Here is a 16,869-nt window from a genome sequence, read left to right on the forward strand (position 1 = left end):
GCGTCATGTGATCGCTTTTGCTGAGAGCCGCACAAAACACTGACTTTTGCGGTGAAGGCGCATTTGGATTTGGCGTCCCTTGATTCTCTGAACTCTCGGTGAGCCCGCGCGGTGCAGCGCTTGACTGCTGTTTTGGGCGTGGCGTGAAAGCAAGAAAATGCCGCGCCGCAACAGAGGTTGTGTGATCAGCGATTTCCCAGATACGGCCCAAAGGCAAAACAGCGCAGAAATGCCGGATACTGGTGTTTCAGGCGCACGCGGTTCTCATAGCTGACGCATTTGCGACTGTGCCGTCACCGAGGACGGAATGGTCCGTCTTTCGGCAAAAGGAGTGTAGATCGCGATGAAACATCTATTCAATACGGGCGTCGAGACGATTTTTTTCGACCCCCCAGTGACCGATACACCGCCAGAGGCAGACGCACCGCATGACATTGCACGGCCCATGGGCACACCGCCTGAAACACTGGACGAAAGCGGTGACAGGGACGCGCCGGATTGGTTGAGCGACGGGTTGGACGAAAAGACGCCACCAGGGGTGGAAGATGATCTTTCGCCACTGTCCCATCTGCCGGATGAGGTTCGGGATTGGCTTTTTGAGCTTTTCCAGAATTGGCAGATGGATATCGAGGATTTGAGACCTGAGCCGGAACAGTCAAGTGCGTTGTTGGACAGGTATACCTCAAACGCTGAAAATCCGGATGGGTATAATATCGACATCTTTTTTGACGGGCCCGGCTGGACCGAAGAATTGCAACGCCCATTTATCGAAGCAACAGAGATCATCAGCGACGTGATAACCGATGGTGTGACGGATATTGCGTTCACGGATGGTTCTGTCGTGGATGACATCGCCATCAACGCGACGTTGTTTTCACAGGAGTCCACGTTGTTGGGGTCGGCCGGACCGACGCTCTTGCGCAATGACACGTTGCTTCCGATTCTGGCTGAAATCGAAATCAATACCGCCAACCCGGCAGCTCCGCCGGGCAGTGAATTGCTCGAAGATACCGTGTTGCATGAATTGTTGCACGCCGTTGGGCTTGGAACGACGTGGGACACGCAGGGATTGTTGACCGATATCGGCGATGAGGTGCGGTTTGTCGGCGACAACGCGATCGAAGCCTATGAGGCCGTGTTTCCACAAATATTCGCCACTGATCCCGGTTTTGGCGTGCCTGTCGAAAACAGCACAGGCAATCCCGGATCAGACCGGGGACATTGGGCCGAGGAGGTGTTCGGAGCGGACGAGATCATGACGCCGTTTCTTGACAGCGGAGAGGAAAATCCACTGACAGACCTGTCCATCGCGTCTTTGTCCGACCTTGGATACCAGACCACATGGGACGACATGGCGATTGTCTGATGGTTTTGGTTTTGTACTGACCAGCCGCGCGGTTCTCCCCCCGTAATGTCGGTCAGGCGCGCCCGCAGGTCAGGCGATTTGCGGGCGCAGCCCTCCCATTTGGCGCTCTGCGACTTTGGCGGCGACCAACAGCGCGATCACCCAGCCGCTGGAGACCGCGACGCCGATGCCCAGCCAGACGCCCCAGACATCAAAGCCCAGAATTCCGATGAACACCCAGATAAAGAAAGCGACGCCAAAGCCCTGGCGGTAGATGCTGATCCAAAGCGTGTAGATCGGCTGTTTAAGCGCTTGCAAAAGCGAGTTTATCGAGAAGAGCATCATGTAAACCGGAAACAGGAAGCCATCGACCAGCAGATAGCTTGCGCCAATGGTGATCACGTCGGGGTCGGCCGTGAAAGGGCGCATCGCGTATTGGCCGCCGAACCACAAGAGCGGCATCGCGATAGCGGACATGGCAAAGCCGATTTTCCAGCAAAAGAACACGGCTTCCCGCACGCGGTCATAGTTTCTGGCCCCGAAATTTTGTCCAGCAATTGGCAGCAGCGCACCCGTCATGCCCAAGACCGGCAAAAGCAGGATCTGCTCGATACGCAACGCGACGCCGTAGGCGGCGATTGCCTCTTCGCCGAATTCCTTCAAGGCGAATTGCACCACAAAGCCAGAGACAAACATCACCAGCATGGCGGTGCTCGCGGGAGCCATCTGGGCTATGATGGCTTTGTAACAGTGCCAGTCGGGCACAAAGTCAGCCAGAGTTATCCGCGCCATCGTGTTTAACGCAAAGATGCGGGTCATCAGGAAAATCATCACGCCGGTTTGGCTCAGGATGGTGGCGACCGCGATGCCGGTAAGGCCCAATCCGCCCCAAAGACCGGGAATGCCGAACATGAACAGCGGGTTCAGTGCGATATTGGCGAAAAACGCAACCATAAGCGCGCGCTGCATGGACCGGCTGTCGCCATGGGCTTGCAGGATGCCATTGCCGCCATAGGCCAGAAGAAAACCGGGCAGGGCGAGGATTAGGAAGCTGAAATAGGTCAGCGCGGCATCCCGGTAGCCACCGGGTTCCGACACCAGCGCGATAAGATGGGGACCGCCGAAAAACCCGATGACCATCAGGCTCAGTGTCGCCAGAGTGCCAAAGCTGAGCCCTTGGGCCGCCAGGTTGCGTGCGGCTGTGTTGTTCTTTTCCCCTTTGGCATTGCTGACCAAAGCGCTGAGGCCCGAGCCAAGGCCAAAGCCGATGGACATCATGATGAAAAACGCCTGATATCCGATCGCCAGCCCGGCCTGTGCCTCGGTTGACAACTGGCCCGCGTAGAAAACATCCACCACATTATACAGGGTCGCAAACAGCATCCCGAACGCGGCGGGAATGGCGAGTGTTTTGTAATGAGAGAGCATCGACCCGGTCGTAAGATCGTCGTTTAGGGGCTGAGCCACGGATATTCCTGACATGTCTGGCGTGCGAACACGGTCGTCCTTTATGTGCGATACACTGAATGGGACAAGTTCCAAAGCGCTTAACGATGCAGGAGCCTGGCTGCGTATTTACATTGCCGTGACACTCTGTCCGCTGCTAAGGCACAGGAATGTCCAAGCTTTCCGAAAACACGCGCGGTGCGATCTTGATGTGTCTGGCGATGGCGGCGTTCACCTTTGGGGATGCGGCGATCAAGGCAACCGGTGGCGCGATGCCGCTGTCGCAGCTTTTGGTGATACGGGGCATTCTTGCATCGGCGGCATTGCTGGGCATGGCATGGTATTTCAAAGGTCTGCAGCTGCGCCTGCCCAAACGCGATTGGCTTTTGATCGGCATCCGGGGGGTCGCCGAATCCGTGGCGGCGTTTTTCTTTCTGACGGCGCTGCTTGCAATGCCTTTGGCGAATGTAACCGCGCTTCTTCAGATGTTGCCGCTGACAGTGACATTGGGGGGTGCGCTTGTTTTTCGAGAAGCGGTTGGCTGGCGGCGCTGGACGGCGATTGCCATCGGTTTTTGTGGAATGTTGCTGATTGTGCGCCCCGGAACCGAAGGCTTTACCGGGGCGTCGGTTTACGCGCTCTGCGCTGTGGGTGCGGTGACGGTTCGTGATTTGGTCACGCGGCGCATTTCGGCGGATGCCCCGTCATTGACGGTGACATTTGTGTCGTCGGTTATGGTAATGCTGTTCGCCGCCGGGTGGTCGCTGGGACAGGATTGGGTGGTGCTGACGCCCCGGTTGACCGGTCTGGTTTTGCTGTCCACCAGCTTTATCATCGCCGCGTATCTGTGCAGCGTGATGGTCATGCGGGTTGGCGAGGTCAGCTTTGTGGCTCCGTTCCGCTACACTGGTTTGGTTTGGGCGCTGATCCTGGGGTTTGTTGTCTTTGGCGAATGGCCGGTGCCGCTGACGCTTCTGGGGGCGGCGATCATTGTGTCAACGGGCGTGTTCAGCCTGCTGCGCGAGGCCCGGTTGAAGCGGCAGGTGCGAACGCCTGTTGCACCGCGTCAGCCGTAAGCGCAAAGCGGCGGTTCAGAAGGTCTATGTGATCCAGCGTCGGAGCATGAAAATCCGCGACGCTTGCTTTGCGCGTCTGACGCGAGTCGTTGTAGCCGTGATGCGCCCTTAGAAACATGGGCGGATCGGTAAAGGTGACCGTGGGCATGAACCGATTGATGCGGCTATGGGCAAAGTTCATCTGGCTTTGCCGGACCCCGCCCTGAACCGCCATCGCCTGTGCGACACCCAGATAGGGCGTCACGGTTTCCACCAGTTCAAAGCGATTGATCTGCGACGCGCGCACCGTGTAACCACGATTCCAGTCAAAGCCGACCAGGCGATTGCCCAGAACCAACGCGTCGCAATCACTGGCGGCCTTGCGCAGCTTTGCCACAAAATCCACCGCCAGGGCATCATCGTCATCATGACGGACCTGCAAACACGGTTTGTTAATATGTTTGCGCGCGGCATTCAGCACCGATTGGCAGACCTGACGGTGCGGTGCGGGATCACGGGCCACGATCCGCGCTTGCGGCATGTCGTGCAGCAGTTTCTGCAATCTGGCGAAGTAGGGGTCCGGCAGGCAGCTTCCGACAAGAACAACGAGATCGAAATCCGGATCGGTCTGCGCTTTGAGCCCCGGCAGACAGAAATGTTCAAACAGCGACAGCCGCAGCTCCATGCGCTCTGGCTGGTACAAAGCGTTGCGGCGGTCCGCGACCGTGTTGTGATCCACCTGAAACCCGCCTTCAGCAGGATAGGAAAACCGGCAGAAAAGGATAACTTGCATGACGTTTTGACCTGCGGACATGTGCTGTTTCTGATACCACACCCTTGCATCGCAAACGCCTTGCATACAAGCACCGGGCGGCTGTTGACATGGTCTGCGACTCCCCATATACGCCCGCTTAATTCGACGGGGGTGATCCCTCATTTGTCGATTTACATGACTGGAGCGGTCAAGATCCGGGCCAAACGCCCCGATCCTCTGGAAATGCACCGTATCGCTTTCGTTTTGGGAAGCGGATGCGGTATTTTGCGTCGTTATTGTACGATACGGCGCGCAGTGAACAGAGCCATGCGGACGCGCGTGGTTTTTCGATAAACCCGCACGGGTCACCCCGTGCACCACATATGTGAGCTACACGGGGAAAGAACCGGAATGCCAACGATCCAACAGCTGATCCGCAAGCCGCGGCAGCCGAAAATCAAACGCTCGAAGTCGCAGCACCTTGAGCAGTGCCCGCAGAAGCGGGGCGTATGCACACGCGTCTATACAACCACTCCGAAAAAGCCGAACTCGGCGATGCGGAAAGTGGCCAAGGTGCGTTTGACCAATGGCTATGAAGTCATCAGCTATATCCCGGGCGAAAGCCACAACCTTCAGGAACACTCCGTCGTCCTGATCCGTGGCGGTCGTGTAAAAGACCTTCCCGGTGTGCGCTATCACATCCTGCGTGGTGTTCTGGATACCCAGGGCGTCAAGGACCGGAAGCAACGCCGTTCGAAATATGGCGCGAAGCGTCCGAAGTAAGAGGAATACCAGATGTCTCGTCGTCACGCCGCAGAAAAACGCGAAGTCCTGCCCGATGCCAAATATGGTGATCGGGTTCTGACCAAGTTCATGAACAACCTGATGATCGATGGTAAAAAATCGACCGCAGAACGCATTGTCTACAGCGCGCTGGATCGCGTTGAAAACAAGGTAAAGCGCGCGCCAGTGGAAATCTTCCACGAGGCGTTGGACAACATCAAGCCGTCGGTCGAGGTTCGGTCCCGCCGGGTTGGTGGTGCGACATACCAGGTGCCTGTCGAAGTGCGCCCGGAGCGCCGCGAAGCCCTTGCCATCCGCTGGTTGATCAATGCCAGCCGGTCACGCAACGAAAATACAATGGAAGAGCGTCTTGCTGGCGAACTTCTGGATGCTGTGAATTCGCGCGGTTCTGCCGTGAAGAAACGCGAAGACACCCACAAGATGGCCGACGCGAACAAAGCGTTCAGCCACTACCGCTGGTAATAGGAGCCAATACACATGGCACGCGAATATCCTCTGGATCGCTACCGGAATTTCGGGATCATGGCGCATATCGACGCCGGCAAAACAACGATGACCGAACGGATCCTGTATTACACCGGCAAGAACCACAAGATGGGCGAAACCCACGAGGGCGCGTCCACAATGGATTGGATGGAGCAGGAAGCCGAGCGCGGCATCACCATCACATCCGCTGCGACAACAACGTTCTGGCAGCGTCAGGAAGACCCGACGCCCGAGGGCACGTCTGAAACAAAGACACGTTTCAACATCATCGACACGCCCGGACACGTGGACTTCACCATTGAAGTTGAACGGTCCTTGGCGGTTCTGGATGGTGCGGTGGCTTTGCTTGACGGCAACGCGGGTGTTGAGCCCCAGACCGAAACCGTCTGGCGTCAGGCTGACCGCTATAGCGTCCCGCGTCTGGTGTTCGTCAACAAGATGGACAAGATCGGTGCTGACTTCTTCAACTGTGTCGAGATGGTCAAGGATCGCACCGGCGGGACACCCTTGCCGATCGGTCTGCCGATCGGGTCGGAAGACACGCTGGAAGGCATGATCGACCTGATCAAGATGGAAGAATGGGTCTGGATCGGCGAAGATCTTGGCGCATCCTGGGAGCGCCGTCCCATCCGGGCAGAGCTTCAGGAGCTTGCCCAGAAATGGCGCGACAATATGATCGAGCTGGCCGTCGAAATGGACGACGACGCAATGGAAGCCTACCTCGAAGGCGAAGAGCCGGACGAGGCGACCCTGCGCAAGCTGATCCGTAAGGGCACGCTGTCTTTGTCGTTCTTCCCGATGTTGGCGGGTTCTGCCTTCAAAAACAAAGGTGTGCAGCCGCTTCTTAACGCAGTGGTTGATTTCCTGCCGGGTCCGCGCGACGTTCCGACGCTCATGGGCTTCTCGCCCGATGACGAAACGGAAACACGCGATATCCCGCGCGAGGCGTCTGACGACACCCCGTTCTCTGCGTTGGCGTTCAAGATCATGAATGACCCGTTTGTCGGTTCGTTGACCTTTACCCGCATCTACTCGGGCAAGATCAACAAGGGCGACGGCATTCTGAACTCGACCAAAGGCAAGAAAGAGCGTGTCGGTCGTATGATGATCATGCACGCCATCGAGCGTGAAGAGATCGACGAGGCATTTGCAGGCGACATCATCGCGCTGGCAGGTCTGAAAGACACCACGACAGGTGACACACTGTGTGCCACCAACGAGCCGGTGGTTCTTGAAACAATGACCTTCCCCGATCCGGTGATCGAGATTGCGGTTGAGCCAAAGACAAAAGCCGACCAGGAGAAAATGTCTCAGGGTCTGCAGCGTCTTGCGGCCGAAGATCCGTCCTTCCGTGTGGAAACTGATCTGGAATCCGGTCAGACCATCATGAAGGGCATGGGCGAATTGCACCTCGATATCCTGGTTGATCGTCTGAAGCGCGAATTCAAGGTCGAAGCCAATATCGGTGCGCCGCAGGTGGCATACCGCGAGACCATCGGTCACGAGGTCGAACACACGTACACCCACAAGAAGCAGTCGGGTGGGTCCGGTCAGTTCGCCGAAGTGAAGATGATCATCTCGCCGACAGAGCCGGGCGAGGGCTATTCCTTCGAAAGCCGCATCGTCGGTGGGTCTGTGCCCAAGGAATACATCCCAGGTGTTGAAAAGGGCATCAAGTCCGTCATGGACTCCGGTCCGCTTGCTGGCTTCCCTGTGATCGACTTCAAGGTCGCCTTGATCGACGGTAAGTTCCACGACGTGGACTCCTCGGTTCTGGCGTTTGAAATCGCGGCACGGATGGGCATGCGCGAAGGCATGAAGAAAGCCGGGGCGAAACTGCTTGAGCCGATGATGAAGGTCGAAGTGATCACACCGGAAGACTATACCGGCGGCATCATTGGTGACCTGACCTCCCGTCGCGGTCAGGTGACCGGCCAGGAACCTCGCGGCAACGCGGTTGCCATCAACGCGATGGTGCCTTTGGCGAATATGTTTGGCTACATCAACACGCTGCGCTCCATGTCTTCGGGCCGTGCGCAGTTTACGATGCAGTTCGATCACTACGACCCGGTCCCGCAGAACATCTCGGACGAGATCCAGTCGAAATACGCATAACCCGCGGTGCGTGGGAAACCACGCACCCTACCCACCACTGTAGGATGTGTGCGCAGGCACGCACCGTGAGACAAGAAAAAGGAGCCTACCATGGGCAAGGAAAAGTTTGAGCGCGGCAAGCCGCACTGCAACATTGGCACGATTGGTCACGTTGACCACGGCAAGACGACGCTGACGGCGGCGATCACGAAGTATTTCGGTGATTTCCAGGCCTATGACCAGATCGACGGCGCGCCGGAAGAGAAGGCACGCGGGATCACCATTTCGACCGCACATGTGGAATACGAGACGGAAAACCGTCACTACGCCCATGTCGACTGCCCCGGCCACGCCGACTATGTGAAAAACATGATCACCGGTGCGGCGCAGATGGACGGCGCGATCCTGGTGGTGAACGCCGCGGACGGCCCGATGCCGCAGACGCGCGAGCACATCCTGCTGGGCCGCCAGGTGGGCATCCCCGCCATGGTTGTGTTCATGAACAAGGTTGACCAGGTCGACGACGAAGAGCTGCTTGAGCTTGTCGAGATGGAAATCCGCGAATTGCTGTCCGAGTACGACTTCCCGGGCGACGACATTCCCGTCATCGCAGGCTCCGCTCTGGCGGCGATGGAAGGCCGTGATCCTGAGATCGGTGAGAACAAGATCAAAGAGCTGATGGCCGCCGTGGACGAATACATCCCGCAGCCCGAGCGCGCGATTGACCAGCCTTTCCTGATGCCGATCGAAGACGTGTTCTCGATCTCGGGTCGCGGGACTGTTGTGACCGGCCGTGTTGAGCGGGGCGTGATCAATGTCGGCGACGAGATCGAAATCGTCGGCATCCGCGACACCACCAAGACGACCTGCACAGGCGTTGAAATGTTCCGCAAGCTGCTGGATCGCGGCGAAGCGGGCGACAACATCGGTGCCCTGCTGCGCGGTGTGGACCGTGAAGGCGTTGAGCGTGGTCAGGTTCTGTGTAAGCCGGGCTCTGTGAACCCGCACACCAAGTTCGAGGCCGAGGTGTACATCCTGACCAAAGACGAAGGTGGCCGTCACACGCCGTTCTTTGCAAACTACCGTCCGCAGTTCTACTTCCGGACCACAGACGTGACCGGCACCGTGACGCTGCCGTCGGGCACCGAGATGGTGATGCCGGGCGACAACCTGAAGTTCGACGTTGAACTGATCGCACCGATCGCCATGGAAGAAGGCCTGCGCTTCGCGATCCGCGAAGGCGGCCGCACCGTCGGTTCGGGCGTCGTCTCCAAGATCGTCGCGTAAAGGCATTCGTAGGTCGGGCATGACCTGTCCGACCTACCGATTTTCCGGGACGGCTCCGCGCCGTCCTTTCCGGTTCGAAGAAGGCACAAGATGGTCTTGTGTGGTCCTCTCAACCGCAACGCCAATAAAGGCTAAGACCAATGCAAAGCCAGACTATTCGCATTCGGCTCAAGGCGTTTGACTATCGTGTGCTCGACGCGTCGACACAGGAAATCGTCAACACAGCCAAGCGGACCGGCGCGCAAGTGCGCGGCCCGATCCCGCTGCCGAACAAGATTGAGAAATTCACCGTTCTGCGGTCACCCCATGTCAACAAAAAATCCCGCGACCAGTGGGAAATCCGCACGCACAAGCGGATGCTCGACATCGTGGATCCGACCCCGCAAACCGTTGACGCGTTGATGAAGCTCGACCTCGCCGCCGGCGTGGATGTCGAGATCAAGGTATAAGGGAGTATCAACATGATGCGCTCTGGTATCATCGCTAAGAAAGTCGGCATGACCCGGCTTTTCATGGAAGACGGAAAGCAGGTTCCCGTGACCGTCCTCCAACTCGACAAGCTTCAGGTGGTTGCACAACGCACACCTGACAAACATGGATATTCGGCTGTTCAGCTGGGCACCGGTTCGATCAAGGCAAAGCGCGTATCCAAGGCGATGCGTGGTCACTTTGCTGCGGCGAATGTAGAACCCAAGCGGAAGGTCGCGGAATTCCGCGTGGCCCCGGAAAACCTGATCAATGTGGGTGAAGAGATCACCGCTGACCATTACTTTGAAGGTCAGTTCGTGGACGTCTCTGGCACCTCGATTGGTAAAGGCTTTGCCGGTGCGATGAAGCGTCATAATTTTGGCGGGTTGCGCGCGTCGCACGGTGTGTCTATTTCGCACCGTTCGCACGGCTCGACCGGTCAGTGTCAGGACCCCGGCAAAGTCTTCAAAGGCAAGAAGATGGCCGGTCACATGGGCGCTGTCAAAGTGACAACGCAGAACCTTCAGGTTGTGAAGACAGACGCGGATCGCGGTATCATCATGATCAAAGGCGCTGTTCCCGGCTCTAAAGGCGGGTGGGTCACGGTCAAAGATGCCATGAAGAAGCCGACGCCGGACAATGTCATTCTGCCCGCCGCGTTGCGGTCGGCAGGTGAGGAAGCCAAGCGTTTGGCCGAAGAAGCCGCAGCTCAGGCCGCCGCCGAGGAAGCCGCAGCAGCAGAGGCCGCCGCAGCCGAGGCAGCCGCCGCAGAAGAAGCCGCTTTGAAAGAGGCGGAAGCTGACATTGCAGCGGATGCTTCCGAAGAGAAGAAGGATGGTGACGCATGAAACTCGACGTGATCAAACTGGACGGCGGCAAGGCCGGGTCGGTCGAGCTGGGTGATGAGGTCTTTGGCCTTGAGCCCCGCGCCGATATCCTGCACCGTGTCGTCCGCTGGCAGCGCAACAAGGCGCAGCAAGGCACCCATAAGGTGAAAACCCGGTCCGAAGTCAGCTATTCGACCAAGAAGATCTATCGCCAGAAGGGCACCGGTGGCGCACGCCACGGCGCGCGCTCTGCACCGATCTTTCGCGGTGGTGGCATCTACAAAGGCCCGGTTCCGCGCAGCCACGCGCATGACCTTCCCAAGAAGGTGCGCAAGCTGGGTCTCATGCACGCGTTGTCCGCCAAGGTCAAAGAAGGCTCGCTTGTCGTCATCGACAACATCGAGTCCGACGGCAAAACGGCGGCTCTGGCCAAGCAGGTCAAAAACCTGGGCTGGAAGCGCGCGTTGATCATCGACGGGGCAGAGGTGAACGAGAACTTCGCCAAAGCGGCCGCGAATATCGAAGGTCTCGATGTTCTGCCGTCGATGGGCGCAAACGTCTATGACATCCTCAAGCGCGACACTCTGGTGTTGACGAAGGCGGGTGTCGAAGCACTGGAGGCTCGGTTGAAATGAGCGCGAAAGCAGAACATTACGACGTGATCCGCAAGCCGATCATCACCGAGAAGACCACAATGGCGTCCGAGAATGGTGCCGTGGTGTTCGAAGTGGCCATCGACGCCAACAAACCGCAGATCAAAGCGGCTGTTGAGGCGCTGTTTGGTGTGTCGGTCAAAGCGGTCAACACGACGATCACCAAGGGCAAGACCAAACGCTTTCGGGGGACTATGGGTCGCCGGAAAGACGTGAAGAAGGCCTACGTGACGTTGGTTGAGGGTAACACCATCGATGTGTCTACCGGTCTTTGATCGGTTCGGGCTGAGACCCGGTTTAAGAGAATGAGAAAGCCCCTCGCCAGTGATGGCGGGGGGCTTTTGTTGTGGTGTGAGGATAGCTTTCTTTTTGGGAATGAGATAGCTTTCGTGCTAACGGTATTCCCAAATGCAGTGTGCTCATGTCTGACGCAATTGAATTTAACAGGCCAAAGAAATACAAACGTGTTAAGCGTTTGGGAAAGGGTGCTTGTGGGCAAACGTTGCATATTCGTGATGAGGATATGGATGTTGATCTGGTCGCAAAAAAGTACTCGCCGTTTCTGACAGAGCAAGACGATGAGAAATTATTTCAAGAGCTCTTAAATCGATTCAAGGACGAAGCTCGGATTCTCTTTCGATTAAATCACCCAAATATCGTGCGCGTTTTCAATTACTTCGATTATCGTGACCGAAAAACGTCATATATCCTAATGGAGTATGTAAACGGTGAAGATTTTTTAGACTTTGTTGGTAGAAAACCATCGCAACTTGCCCGGATTTTTGAGGGCGTGATCGATGCCTTTTGTCATTTGCAGTCTCGTGGTGTTCTTCATCGTGACATACGGCCAGCCAATCTTATGGTTCAGGCAGACGGCAGTCCCAAAATCATAGACTTTGGATTCGGGAAAACCGTCCAAATTGACAAAGACAGTTCTAATGGAAAAAGTGTATCTTTGAACTGGTGGTGTGAAAAACCTCCAGAATTTTCCGACGGTGTCTACGATTTTCAGACCGAAGTCTACTTCGTTGGAAAGCTCTTTGAGCTCGCAATACATGAGTTTGATTTGACGGATTTTCCTTATATGCGAATGGTGTCTCGTATGTGCGCGCCGACGAGGGCTGTACGCTTGAAGTCGTTTGAAGATGTGCAAAGAGAAATTAGCGTAGGCAAGTTTTCGACCTTTAAATTCTCAGAAGATGAGCTTGAAATATATCGATGCTTTTCTGAAGAGCTTTGCAGTGTAATCTCGTCAATCCAAATGGATTCAAAGTTTGAGCGCGATCCTAAGAAAATCTTGAATAAATTGGAGGAGCTCCATCGCAGAACAATGCTCGAAGAAGTACTTCCTGCGCAGAATAACCTAGTCTCGGTTTTCGTTGTTGGAGCATTCCGATATTGGACAAACTCGGATGTCTCAGTCGAAACCTTAGGTGATTTCATCTCTTTCTTTCGAAGTCTCTCTGAAGAAAAGCGGAGCATTGTCGTTGAAAACTTGATGTCGCGGCTAGAAGCTTGTGAACGCGTCACACCCCCGAGCTACGACGAGATTCCATTTTAAAGATGTCGATATTTTAGACGCAACGCCCGAATAGCGCCGAAGGCGCCGGGCCATCGCCAGACCGCCCACAGGGCTGGCGATTTGGTGGGGCTGGGTGCGCCGTTCCTTCTGCGCGCGGATTTGGCTGCGATAAAGTGCTTCGTTCGCAAGTTGGATCGCCATCCCGCGGTCTGGCGATGGCCCTCGGACGGAACGGTGCGTGTGAACACGCACCCTACGGCGAAAAGCTTGTGGATTTGGGTTGACCCGCACCGCTCCCTTTCATAGACACCCTCAACCGCGCAGCCCCGGATTCGTCCGGGGCTTCGTTGTTGCGTTCATCGGGCACCTACGGGGGCCTATACCAATGGCGGGCCTAGCCCCGTCCAAACATAGCGGGTCGTCAAAGACCTGCACTGCTAACGGAAGACAGAAAGCATGGCACTCAAGTCGTATAAGCCGACGACGCCGGGCCAGCGCGGGCTGGTGCTGATCGACCGTTCGGAGCTGTGGAAAGGCCGTCCGGTCAAAACCCTTACTGAGGGTTTGACCAAATCGGGTGGCCGGAACAACACCGGACGTATTACATCGCGCCGTCGCGGTGGTGGGGCAAAACGCCTTTACCGGATCGTAGATTTCAAACGCAATAAAATGGATGTGAGCGCAACCGTCGCGCGCATCGAATATGACCCCAACCGGACCGCGTTTATCGCGCTGGTGCAGTATGATGATGGCGAACAGGCCTACATCCTGGCACCGCAGCGTTTGGCTATTGGCGACCGGATTGTCGCGTCGCAGAAAGCCGACGTAAAGCCGGGCAACGCAATGCCGTTCTCGGGCATGCCTATCGGAACAATCGTTCACAACATCGAGCTAAAGCCGGGCAAGGGCGGTCAGATCGCGCGCGCCGCTGGCACCTATGCGCAGTTCGTGGGCCGTGACGGGGGTTACGCGCAGATCCGTTTGTCGTCTGGCGAACTGCGTCTGGTGCGTCAGGAGTGCATGGCGACCGTTGGTGCCGTGTCGAACCCCGACAACAGCAACCAGAATTTTGGTAAGGCCGGTCGTATGCGCCACAAAGGTGTGCGCCCGTCGGTCCGTGGTGTTGTCATGAACCCGATCGACCACCCGCACGGTGGTGGTGAAGGCCGGACATCGGGTGGTCGCCACCCCGTGACCCCATGGGGCAAGCCGACCAAAGGCAAGCGCACCCGCAACAAGAACAAAGCGTCGCAAAAGCTGATTATCCGCTCGCGTCACGCCAAGAAGAAGGGGCGTTAATCAATGTCTCGTTCCGTATGGAAAGGCCCCTTTGTGGACGCATATGTCCTCAAGAAGGCCGAAGCGTCCCGCGAAAGTGGTCGCAACGAAGTTATCAAGATCTGGTCGCGCCGTTCGACGATCCTGCCCCAGTTCGTGGGCCTGACGTTTGGCGTGTATAACGGTCAGAAGCATGTTCCTGTTAACGTCACCGAAGACATGATCGGTCAGAAGTTCGGCGAGTATTCGCCAACTCGGACCTATTACGGTCACGCGGCAGACAAAAAAGCGAAGCGGAAGTAAGTCATGGGCCAGGATAAAAACCCCCGCCGCGTGGCAGATAACGAAGCAATGGCAAAACTGCGCATGCTTCGCACCAGCCCGCAAAAGCTGAACCTTGTTGCCGGTCTGATCCGCGGCAAGAAAGTGGACAAGGCGCTGAACGATCTGACCTTCTCAAAGAAGCGGATCGCGGTTGACGTGAAGAAATGCCTTCAGTCCGCCATCGCCAACGCCGAGAACAACCACGGTCTGGACGTTGACGAGTTGATCGTCGCCGAAGCCTGGGTTGGCAAGAACCTTGTGATGAAGCGTGGGCGTCCCCGGGCGCGTGGTCGGTTCGGCAAGATCATGAAGCCGTTCTCGGAAATCACCATTCTGGTGCGTCAAGTTGAGGAGCAAGCCTGATGGGTAACAAAACAAACCCGATCGGTATGCGCCTGCAGGTGAACCGCACCTGGGACAGCCGCTGGTATGCCGACACCAAGGATTACGGTGATCTTCTGCTCGAAGACATCGCGATCCGTGAGTTCATCGAAAAAGAATGCAAGCAAGCCGGTGTGGCGCGCGTCATCATTGAACGCCCCCACAAGAAGTGCCGGGTGACCATTCACACGGCACGCCCCGGCGTCATCATCGGCAAGAAAGGCGCGGACATCGAGACGCTCCGCAAGAAGCTTGCCGCGATGACCGATTCCGAGCTGCACCTCAACATCGTTGAAGTGCGCAAGCCGGAGCTGGACGCGCAGTTGGTTGGCGAAAGCATCGCCCAGCAGCTGGAACGTCGTGTGTCTTTCCGTCGTGCCATGAAGCGTGCCGTACAAAACGCGATGCGCATGGGGGCCCTGGGCATCCGTGTGAATGTTGCGGGGCGTCTTGGCGGTGCCGAGATTGCGCGGACCGAATGGTATCGTGAGGGGCGCGTGCCGCTTCACACGCTGCGTGCCGATATCGACTATGCGAATGTCGAAGCGGAAACCGCGTATGGCATCATCGGCATCAAGGTCTGGATCTTCAAAGGCGAGATCATGGAACATGATCCGGCCGCACGGGATCGCAAGGCACAAGAACTTCAGGATGGCCCTGCACCGCGTGGTGCCGGTGGCGGTCGGAGGAACTAATCATGCTTCAACCAAAGCGTACAAAATTCCGCAAAATGCACAAAGGCCGGATCAAGGGCCTTGCAAAGGGCGGGTCCGATCTGAACTTTGGAACCTTCGGCCTTAAGTCGCTTGAGCCTGAGCGTGTCACGGCGCGCCAGATCGAAGCGGCCCGTCGTGCCATGACGCGCCATATGAAGCGTCAGGGCCGGGTCTGGATTCGGATTTTCCCCGACACGCCCGTCACCTCCAAGCCGACCGAAGTGCGGATGGGTAAAGGTAAAGGCTCTGTTGATTATTGGGCGGCCAAGGTGAAACCGGGCCGTGTGATGTTTGAGATCGACGGTGTTAACGAAGACGTTGCACGCGAAGCGCTGCGTCTGGCGGCGATGAAGCTTCCGGTCAAGACACGGGTCGTGGTCCGCGAGGACTGGTAACCTGTCTGTGCGTGCGAGCACGCACCCTACGAGATTTGAGGCCCCCGGTGTGACAGCGCCGGGGGTTTTCGTTACGTGCGCCAAGTCTCTGCTGCTGGACGGACCATGATGTCTACGAACGGATGACCGTACGTCCTGTGCCATTCGGACTGTGCTTTGAATGCAGCGGCGTTTTCTTCCAACCACTTCTGGTATTCAGCAGAGGGGGGCGACCTGATCTTGTCATCTTCCGCAGATGTATTCTCGGACGTATCGTTAGTCCCACTTATAATTGAAACTCACCGAAATCCGATCATCTTGGGCTGTGTTCATCACCACCTCATGCCGCAGCCAGCTTTCCCAAAGCAGGACGTCACCGACAGATGGCTTGATGTAGACAAAGCTTTGCATTTCCTCGCGTGCGTCTTTGATACGGGGCGGGGCGGCCATCATCATGGCGTGGCGGGGGTCTTCGAGTTTGAGGGCCGACGCACCTTCGGGCATGGACACATAGGTGGTGCCCGAAATCACGGAATGCGGATGGATGTGGGCGGCATGGAAGCCGCCTTCGGGCAGGATGTTGATCCAGAGATCCTCCAGAACCAGTTTGCGACCATCCAGATCGAACTGCAAATCCTGGGCAAAGGCCGCGACGTGCAAATCCAGTGACGTCACCAGGTCGGCAAAGATCGGAAAGCGCCAGGGCAGGTCGCTGAGCGACGCGTATGACGTGTAGCCGGGGAAATTGTTGTCATAAGACCAATTTTGCCCGGCCTCATCATCTTCGGCGATGGCAAGACAGGAATTCTCCATCTCGTCAGGGTCGATGACGGGCCCATGTTCGGACAAGGGGGCGTGGTAGAGGCGGGTCACGAAGAGGGAAGATATTGTGCTCATGCGGGTCTCATAATATGCCAAACCGATAAAGGCGAGAGCCCAAAGAACATAGGGGTTGCGCGGCCTAGATATCCCGCCTATACGCGCCACTTCATCCACCTCCACCGGGAATCAGGGTGACCTGCAGGAATGACAGGGCTCTCCGGTGATGTTGATAG

The 16,869-nt window shown here is 56.9% G+C and carries 19 protein-coding genes; 16 read left to right on the plus strand and 3 right to left on the minus strand.

Annotated features, from left to right (window positions below; all coding sequences use genetic code 11):
• Window positions 1-343: 343 nt before the first annotated feature.
• The gene (locus ACG74X_RS18125) at window positions 344-1,366 is read left to right on the plus strand and encodes a hypothetical protein (RefSeq protein WP_411236603.1); all 1,023 of its coding nucleotides are present in this window, start codon (window positions 344-346) and stop codon (window positions 1,364-1,366) included.
• Window positions 1,367-1,435: 69 nt separating this feature from the next.
• Here ACG74X_RS18125 and ACG74X_RS18130 read toward each other — a convergent pair whose 3' ends face one another.
• Window positions 1,436-2,812 (minus strand): MATE family efflux transporter, encoded by a 1,377-nt coding sequence (locus tag ACG74X_RS18130; RefSeq protein WP_411236604.1) that lies wholly within the window; start codon window positions 2,810-2,812, stop codon window positions 1,436-1,438.
• Between the two features lie 149 nt (window positions 2,813-2,961).
• Here ACG74X_RS18130 and ACG74X_RS18135 point away from each other — a divergent pair, with 149 nt between their 5' ends.
• Window positions 2,962-3,867, plus strand: coding sequence for a DMT family transporter (locus ACG74X_RS18135; RefSeq protein WP_411236606.1), 906 nt, complete (start codon window positions 2,962-2,964; stop codon window positions 3,865-3,867).
• On the opposite strand, the gene ACG74X_RS18140 is transcribed toward ACG74X_RS18135, so the two are convergent.
• Window positions 3,800-4,639 carry a glycosyltransferase gene (locus ACG74X_RS18140; protein WP_411236608.1) on the minus strand — a complete coding sequence of 280 codons (840 nt, stop codon included), beginning with the start codon at window positions 4,637-4,639 and terminating at the stop codon, window positions 3,800-3,802. The genes ACG74X_RS18135 and ACG74X_RS18140 overlap by 68 nt on opposite strands.
• A 372-nt stretch (window positions 4,640-5,011) precedes the next feature.
• On the opposite strand from ACG74X_RS18140, the gene rpsL reads away from it, so the two are divergent.
• The 14 genes from rpsL to rplP all read left to right on the plus strand — a co-directional run bounded on the left by rpsL (window position 5,012) and on the right by rplP (window position 15,835).
• Window positions 5,012-5,383 (plus strand): 30S ribosomal protein S12, encoded by a 372-nt coding sequence (rpsL, locus tag ACG74X_RS18145; RefSeq protein ID WP_054000841.1) that lies wholly within the window; start codon window positions 5,012-5,014, stop codon window positions 5,381-5,383.
• A gap of 12 nt (window positions 5,384-5,395) precedes the next feature.
• A complete protein-coding gene (rpsG, locus tag ACG74X_RS18150; protein WP_247086647.1) occupies window positions 5,396-5,866 on the plus strand; it encodes a 30S ribosomal protein S7 in 471 nt (156 codons plus the stop codon).
• A gap of 15 nt (window positions 5,867-5,881) precedes the next feature.
• Entirely contained in the window at window positions 5,882-8,005 is a 2,124-nt protein-coding gene (fusA, locus tag ACG74X_RS18155) for an elongation factor G (protein ID WP_411236610.1), read from the plus strand.
• Between the two features lie 90 nt (window positions 8,006-8,095).
• Complete coding sequence (gene tuf, locus ACG74X_RS18160; protein ID WP_411236611.1) at window positions 8,096-9,271, plus strand: elongation factor Tu; 1,176 nt, start codon at window positions 8,096-8,098, stop codon at window positions 9,269-9,271.
• 140 nt (window positions 9,272-9,411) lie between these two features.
• Entirely contained in the window at window positions 9,412-9,720 is a 309-nt protein-coding gene (rpsJ, locus tag ACG74X_RS18165; RefSeq protein WP_411236612.1) for a 30S ribosomal protein S10, read from the plus strand.
• Between the two features lie 12 nt (window positions 9,721-9,732).
• Entirely contained in the window at window positions 9,733-10,587 is an 855-nt protein-coding gene (gene rplC / locus ACG74X_RS18170; protein ID WP_411236613.1) for a 50S ribosomal protein L3, read from the plus strand.
• Window positions 10,584-11,201: a 50S ribosomal protein L4 gene (gene rplD / locus ACG74X_RS18175; RefSeq protein ID WP_411236614.1), complete on the plus strand. Its 618-nt coding sequence runs from the start codon at window positions 10,584-10,586 to the stop codon at window positions 11,199-11,201. Before rplC ends, rplD begins: the two co-directional genes overlap by 4 nt.
• A complete protein-coding gene (locus ACG74X_RS18180; RefSeq protein ID WP_411236615.1) occupies window positions 11,198-11,494 on the plus strand; it encodes a 50S ribosomal protein L23 in 297 nt (98 codons plus the stop codon). The genes rplD and ACG74X_RS18180 overlap by 4 nt, the downstream gene beginning before the upstream one ends.
• A 146-nt stretch (window positions 11,495-11,640) precedes the next feature.
• The gene (locus tag ACG74X_RS18185; protein ID WP_411236617.1) at window positions 11,641-12,780 is read left to right on the plus strand and encodes a protein kinase domain-containing protein; all 1,140 of its coding nucleotides are present in this window, start codon (window positions 11,641-11,643) and stop codon (window positions 12,778-12,780) included.
• A 417-nt stretch (window positions 12,781-13,197) separates the two neighbouring features.
• Window positions 13,198-14,040, plus strand: a complete 843-nt coding sequence (gene rplB, locus ACG74X_RS18190) for a 50S ribosomal protein L2 (protein ID WP_411236618.1) — start codon at window positions 13,198-13,200, stop codon at window positions 14,038-14,040.
• Between the two features lie 3 nt (window positions 14,041-14,043).
• The gene (gene rpsS / locus ACG74X_RS18195; RefSeq protein ID WP_085628850.1) at window positions 14,044-14,322 is read left to right on the plus strand and encodes a 30S ribosomal protein S19; all 279 of its coding nucleotides are present in this window, start codon (window positions 14,044-14,046) and stop codon (window positions 14,320-14,322) included.
• 3 nt (window positions 14,323-14,325) lie between these two features.
• Window positions 14,326-14,706: a 50S ribosomal protein L22 gene (gene rplV / locus ACG74X_RS18200; RefSeq protein ID WP_411236619.1), complete on the plus strand. Its 381-nt coding sequence runs from the start codon at window positions 14,326-14,328 to the stop codon at window positions 14,704-14,706.
• On the plus strand, window positions 14,706-15,419 hold the full coding sequence (rpsC, locus tag ACG74X_RS18205; RefSeq protein ID WP_411236621.1) for a 30S ribosomal protein S3: 714 nt from the start codon (window positions 14,706-14,708) through the stop codon (window positions 15,417-15,419). Before rplV ends, rpsC begins: the two co-directional genes overlap by 1 nt.
• A gap of 2 nt (window positions 15,420-15,421) precedes the next feature.
• Entirely contained in the window at window positions 15,422-15,835 is a 414-nt protein-coding gene (gene rplP / locus ACG74X_RS18210) for a 50S ribosomal protein L16 (RefSeq protein WP_411236622.1), read from the plus strand.
• A gap of 255 nt (window positions 15,836-16,090) precedes the next feature.
• Here the strand turns inward: rplP and ACG74X_RS18215 are convergent, their stop codons facing one another.
• A complete protein-coding gene (locus tag ACG74X_RS18215) occupies window positions 16,091-16,711 on the minus strand; it encodes a TIGR02466 family protein (protein ID WP_411236623.1) in 621 nt (206 codons plus the stop codon).
• Window positions 16,712-16,869 lie beyond the last annotated feature (158 nt).

The sequence above is a fragment of the Marivita sp. S0852 genome, from assembly GCF_046591575.1.
Taxonomy (GTDB): domain Bacteria; phylum Pseudomonadota; class Alphaproteobacteria; order Rhodobacterales; family Rhodobacteraceae; genus Marivita.

What these genes read in the sequence shown, in the direction of transcription:
- rplP (WP_411236622.1), top strand. Translation starts at nt 15,422, where the DNA reads ATGCTTCAACCAAAGCGTACAAAATTCCGCAAAATGCACAAAGGCCGG.
- rpsS (WP_085628850.1), top strand. Translation starts at nt 14,044, where the DNA reads ATGTCTCGTTCCGTATGGAAAGGCCCCTTTGTGGACGCATATGTCCTC.
- fusA (WP_411236610.1), top strand. Translation starts at nt 5,882, where the DNA reads ATGGCACGCGAATATCCTCTGGATCGCTACCGGAATTTCGGGATCATG.
- rplD (WP_411236614.1), top strand. Translation starts at nt 10,584, where the DNA reads ATGAAACTCGACGTGATCAAACTGGACGGCGGCAAGGCCGGGTCGGTC.
- ACG74X_RS18185 (WP_411236617.1), top strand. Translation starts at nt 11,641, where the DNA reads ATGTCTGACGCAATTGAATTTAACAGGCCAAAGAAATACAAACGTGTT.
- rplC (WP_411236613.1), top strand. Translation starts at nt 9,733, where the DNA reads ATGATGCGCTCTGGTATCATCGCTAAGAAAGTCGGCATGACCCGGCTT.
- rpsC (WP_411236621.1), top strand. Translation starts at nt 14,706, where the DNA reads ATGGGTAACAAAACAAACCCGATCGGTATGCGCCTGCAGGTGAACCGC.
- rpsG (WP_247086647.1), top strand. Translation starts at nt 5,396, where the DNA reads ATGTCTCGTCGTCACGCCGCAGAAAAACGCGAAGTCCTGCCCGATGCC.
- ACG74X_RS18135 (WP_411236606.1), top strand. Translation starts at nt 2,962, where the DNA reads ATGTCCAAGCTTTCCGAAAACACGCGCGGTGCGATCTTGATGTGTCTG.
- rpsJ (WP_411236612.1), top strand. Translation starts at nt 9,412, where the DNA reads ATGCAAAGCCAGACTATTCGCATTCGGCTCAAGGCGTTTGACTATCGT.
- rplB (WP_411236618.1), top strand. Translation starts at nt 13,198, where the DNA reads ATGGCACTCAAGTCGTATAAGCCGACGACGCCGGGCCAGCGCGGGCTG.
- ACG74X_RS18180 (WP_411236615.1), top strand. Translation starts at nt 11,198, where the DNA reads ATGAGCGCGAAAGCAGAACATTACGACGTGATCCGCAAGCCGATCATC.
- rplV (WP_411236619.1), top strand. Translation starts at nt 14,326, where the DNA reads ATGGGCCAGGATAAAAACCCCCGCCGCGTGGCAGATAACGAAGCAATG.
- ACG74X_RS18140 (WP_411236608.1), bottom strand. Translation starts at nt 4,639, where the DNA reads ATGCAAGTTATCCTTTTCTGCCGGTTTTCCTATCCTGCTGAAGGCGGG.
- rpsL (WP_054000841.1), top strand. Translation starts at nt 5,012, where the DNA reads ATGCCAACGATCCAACAGCTGATCCGCAAGCCGCGGCAGCCGAAAATC.
- ACG74X_RS18215 (WP_411236623.1), bottom strand. Translation starts at nt 16,711, where the DNA reads ATGAGCACAATATCTTCCCTCTTCGTGACCCGCCTCTACCACGCCCCC.
- ACG74X_RS18125 (WP_411236603.1), top strand. Translation starts at nt 344, where the DNA reads ATGAAACATCTATTCAATACGGGCGTCGAGACGATTTTTTTCGACCCC.
- tuf (WP_411236611.1), top strand. Translation starts at nt 8,096, where the DNA reads ATGGGCAAGGAAAAGTTTGAGCGCGGCAAGCCGCACTGCAACATTGGC.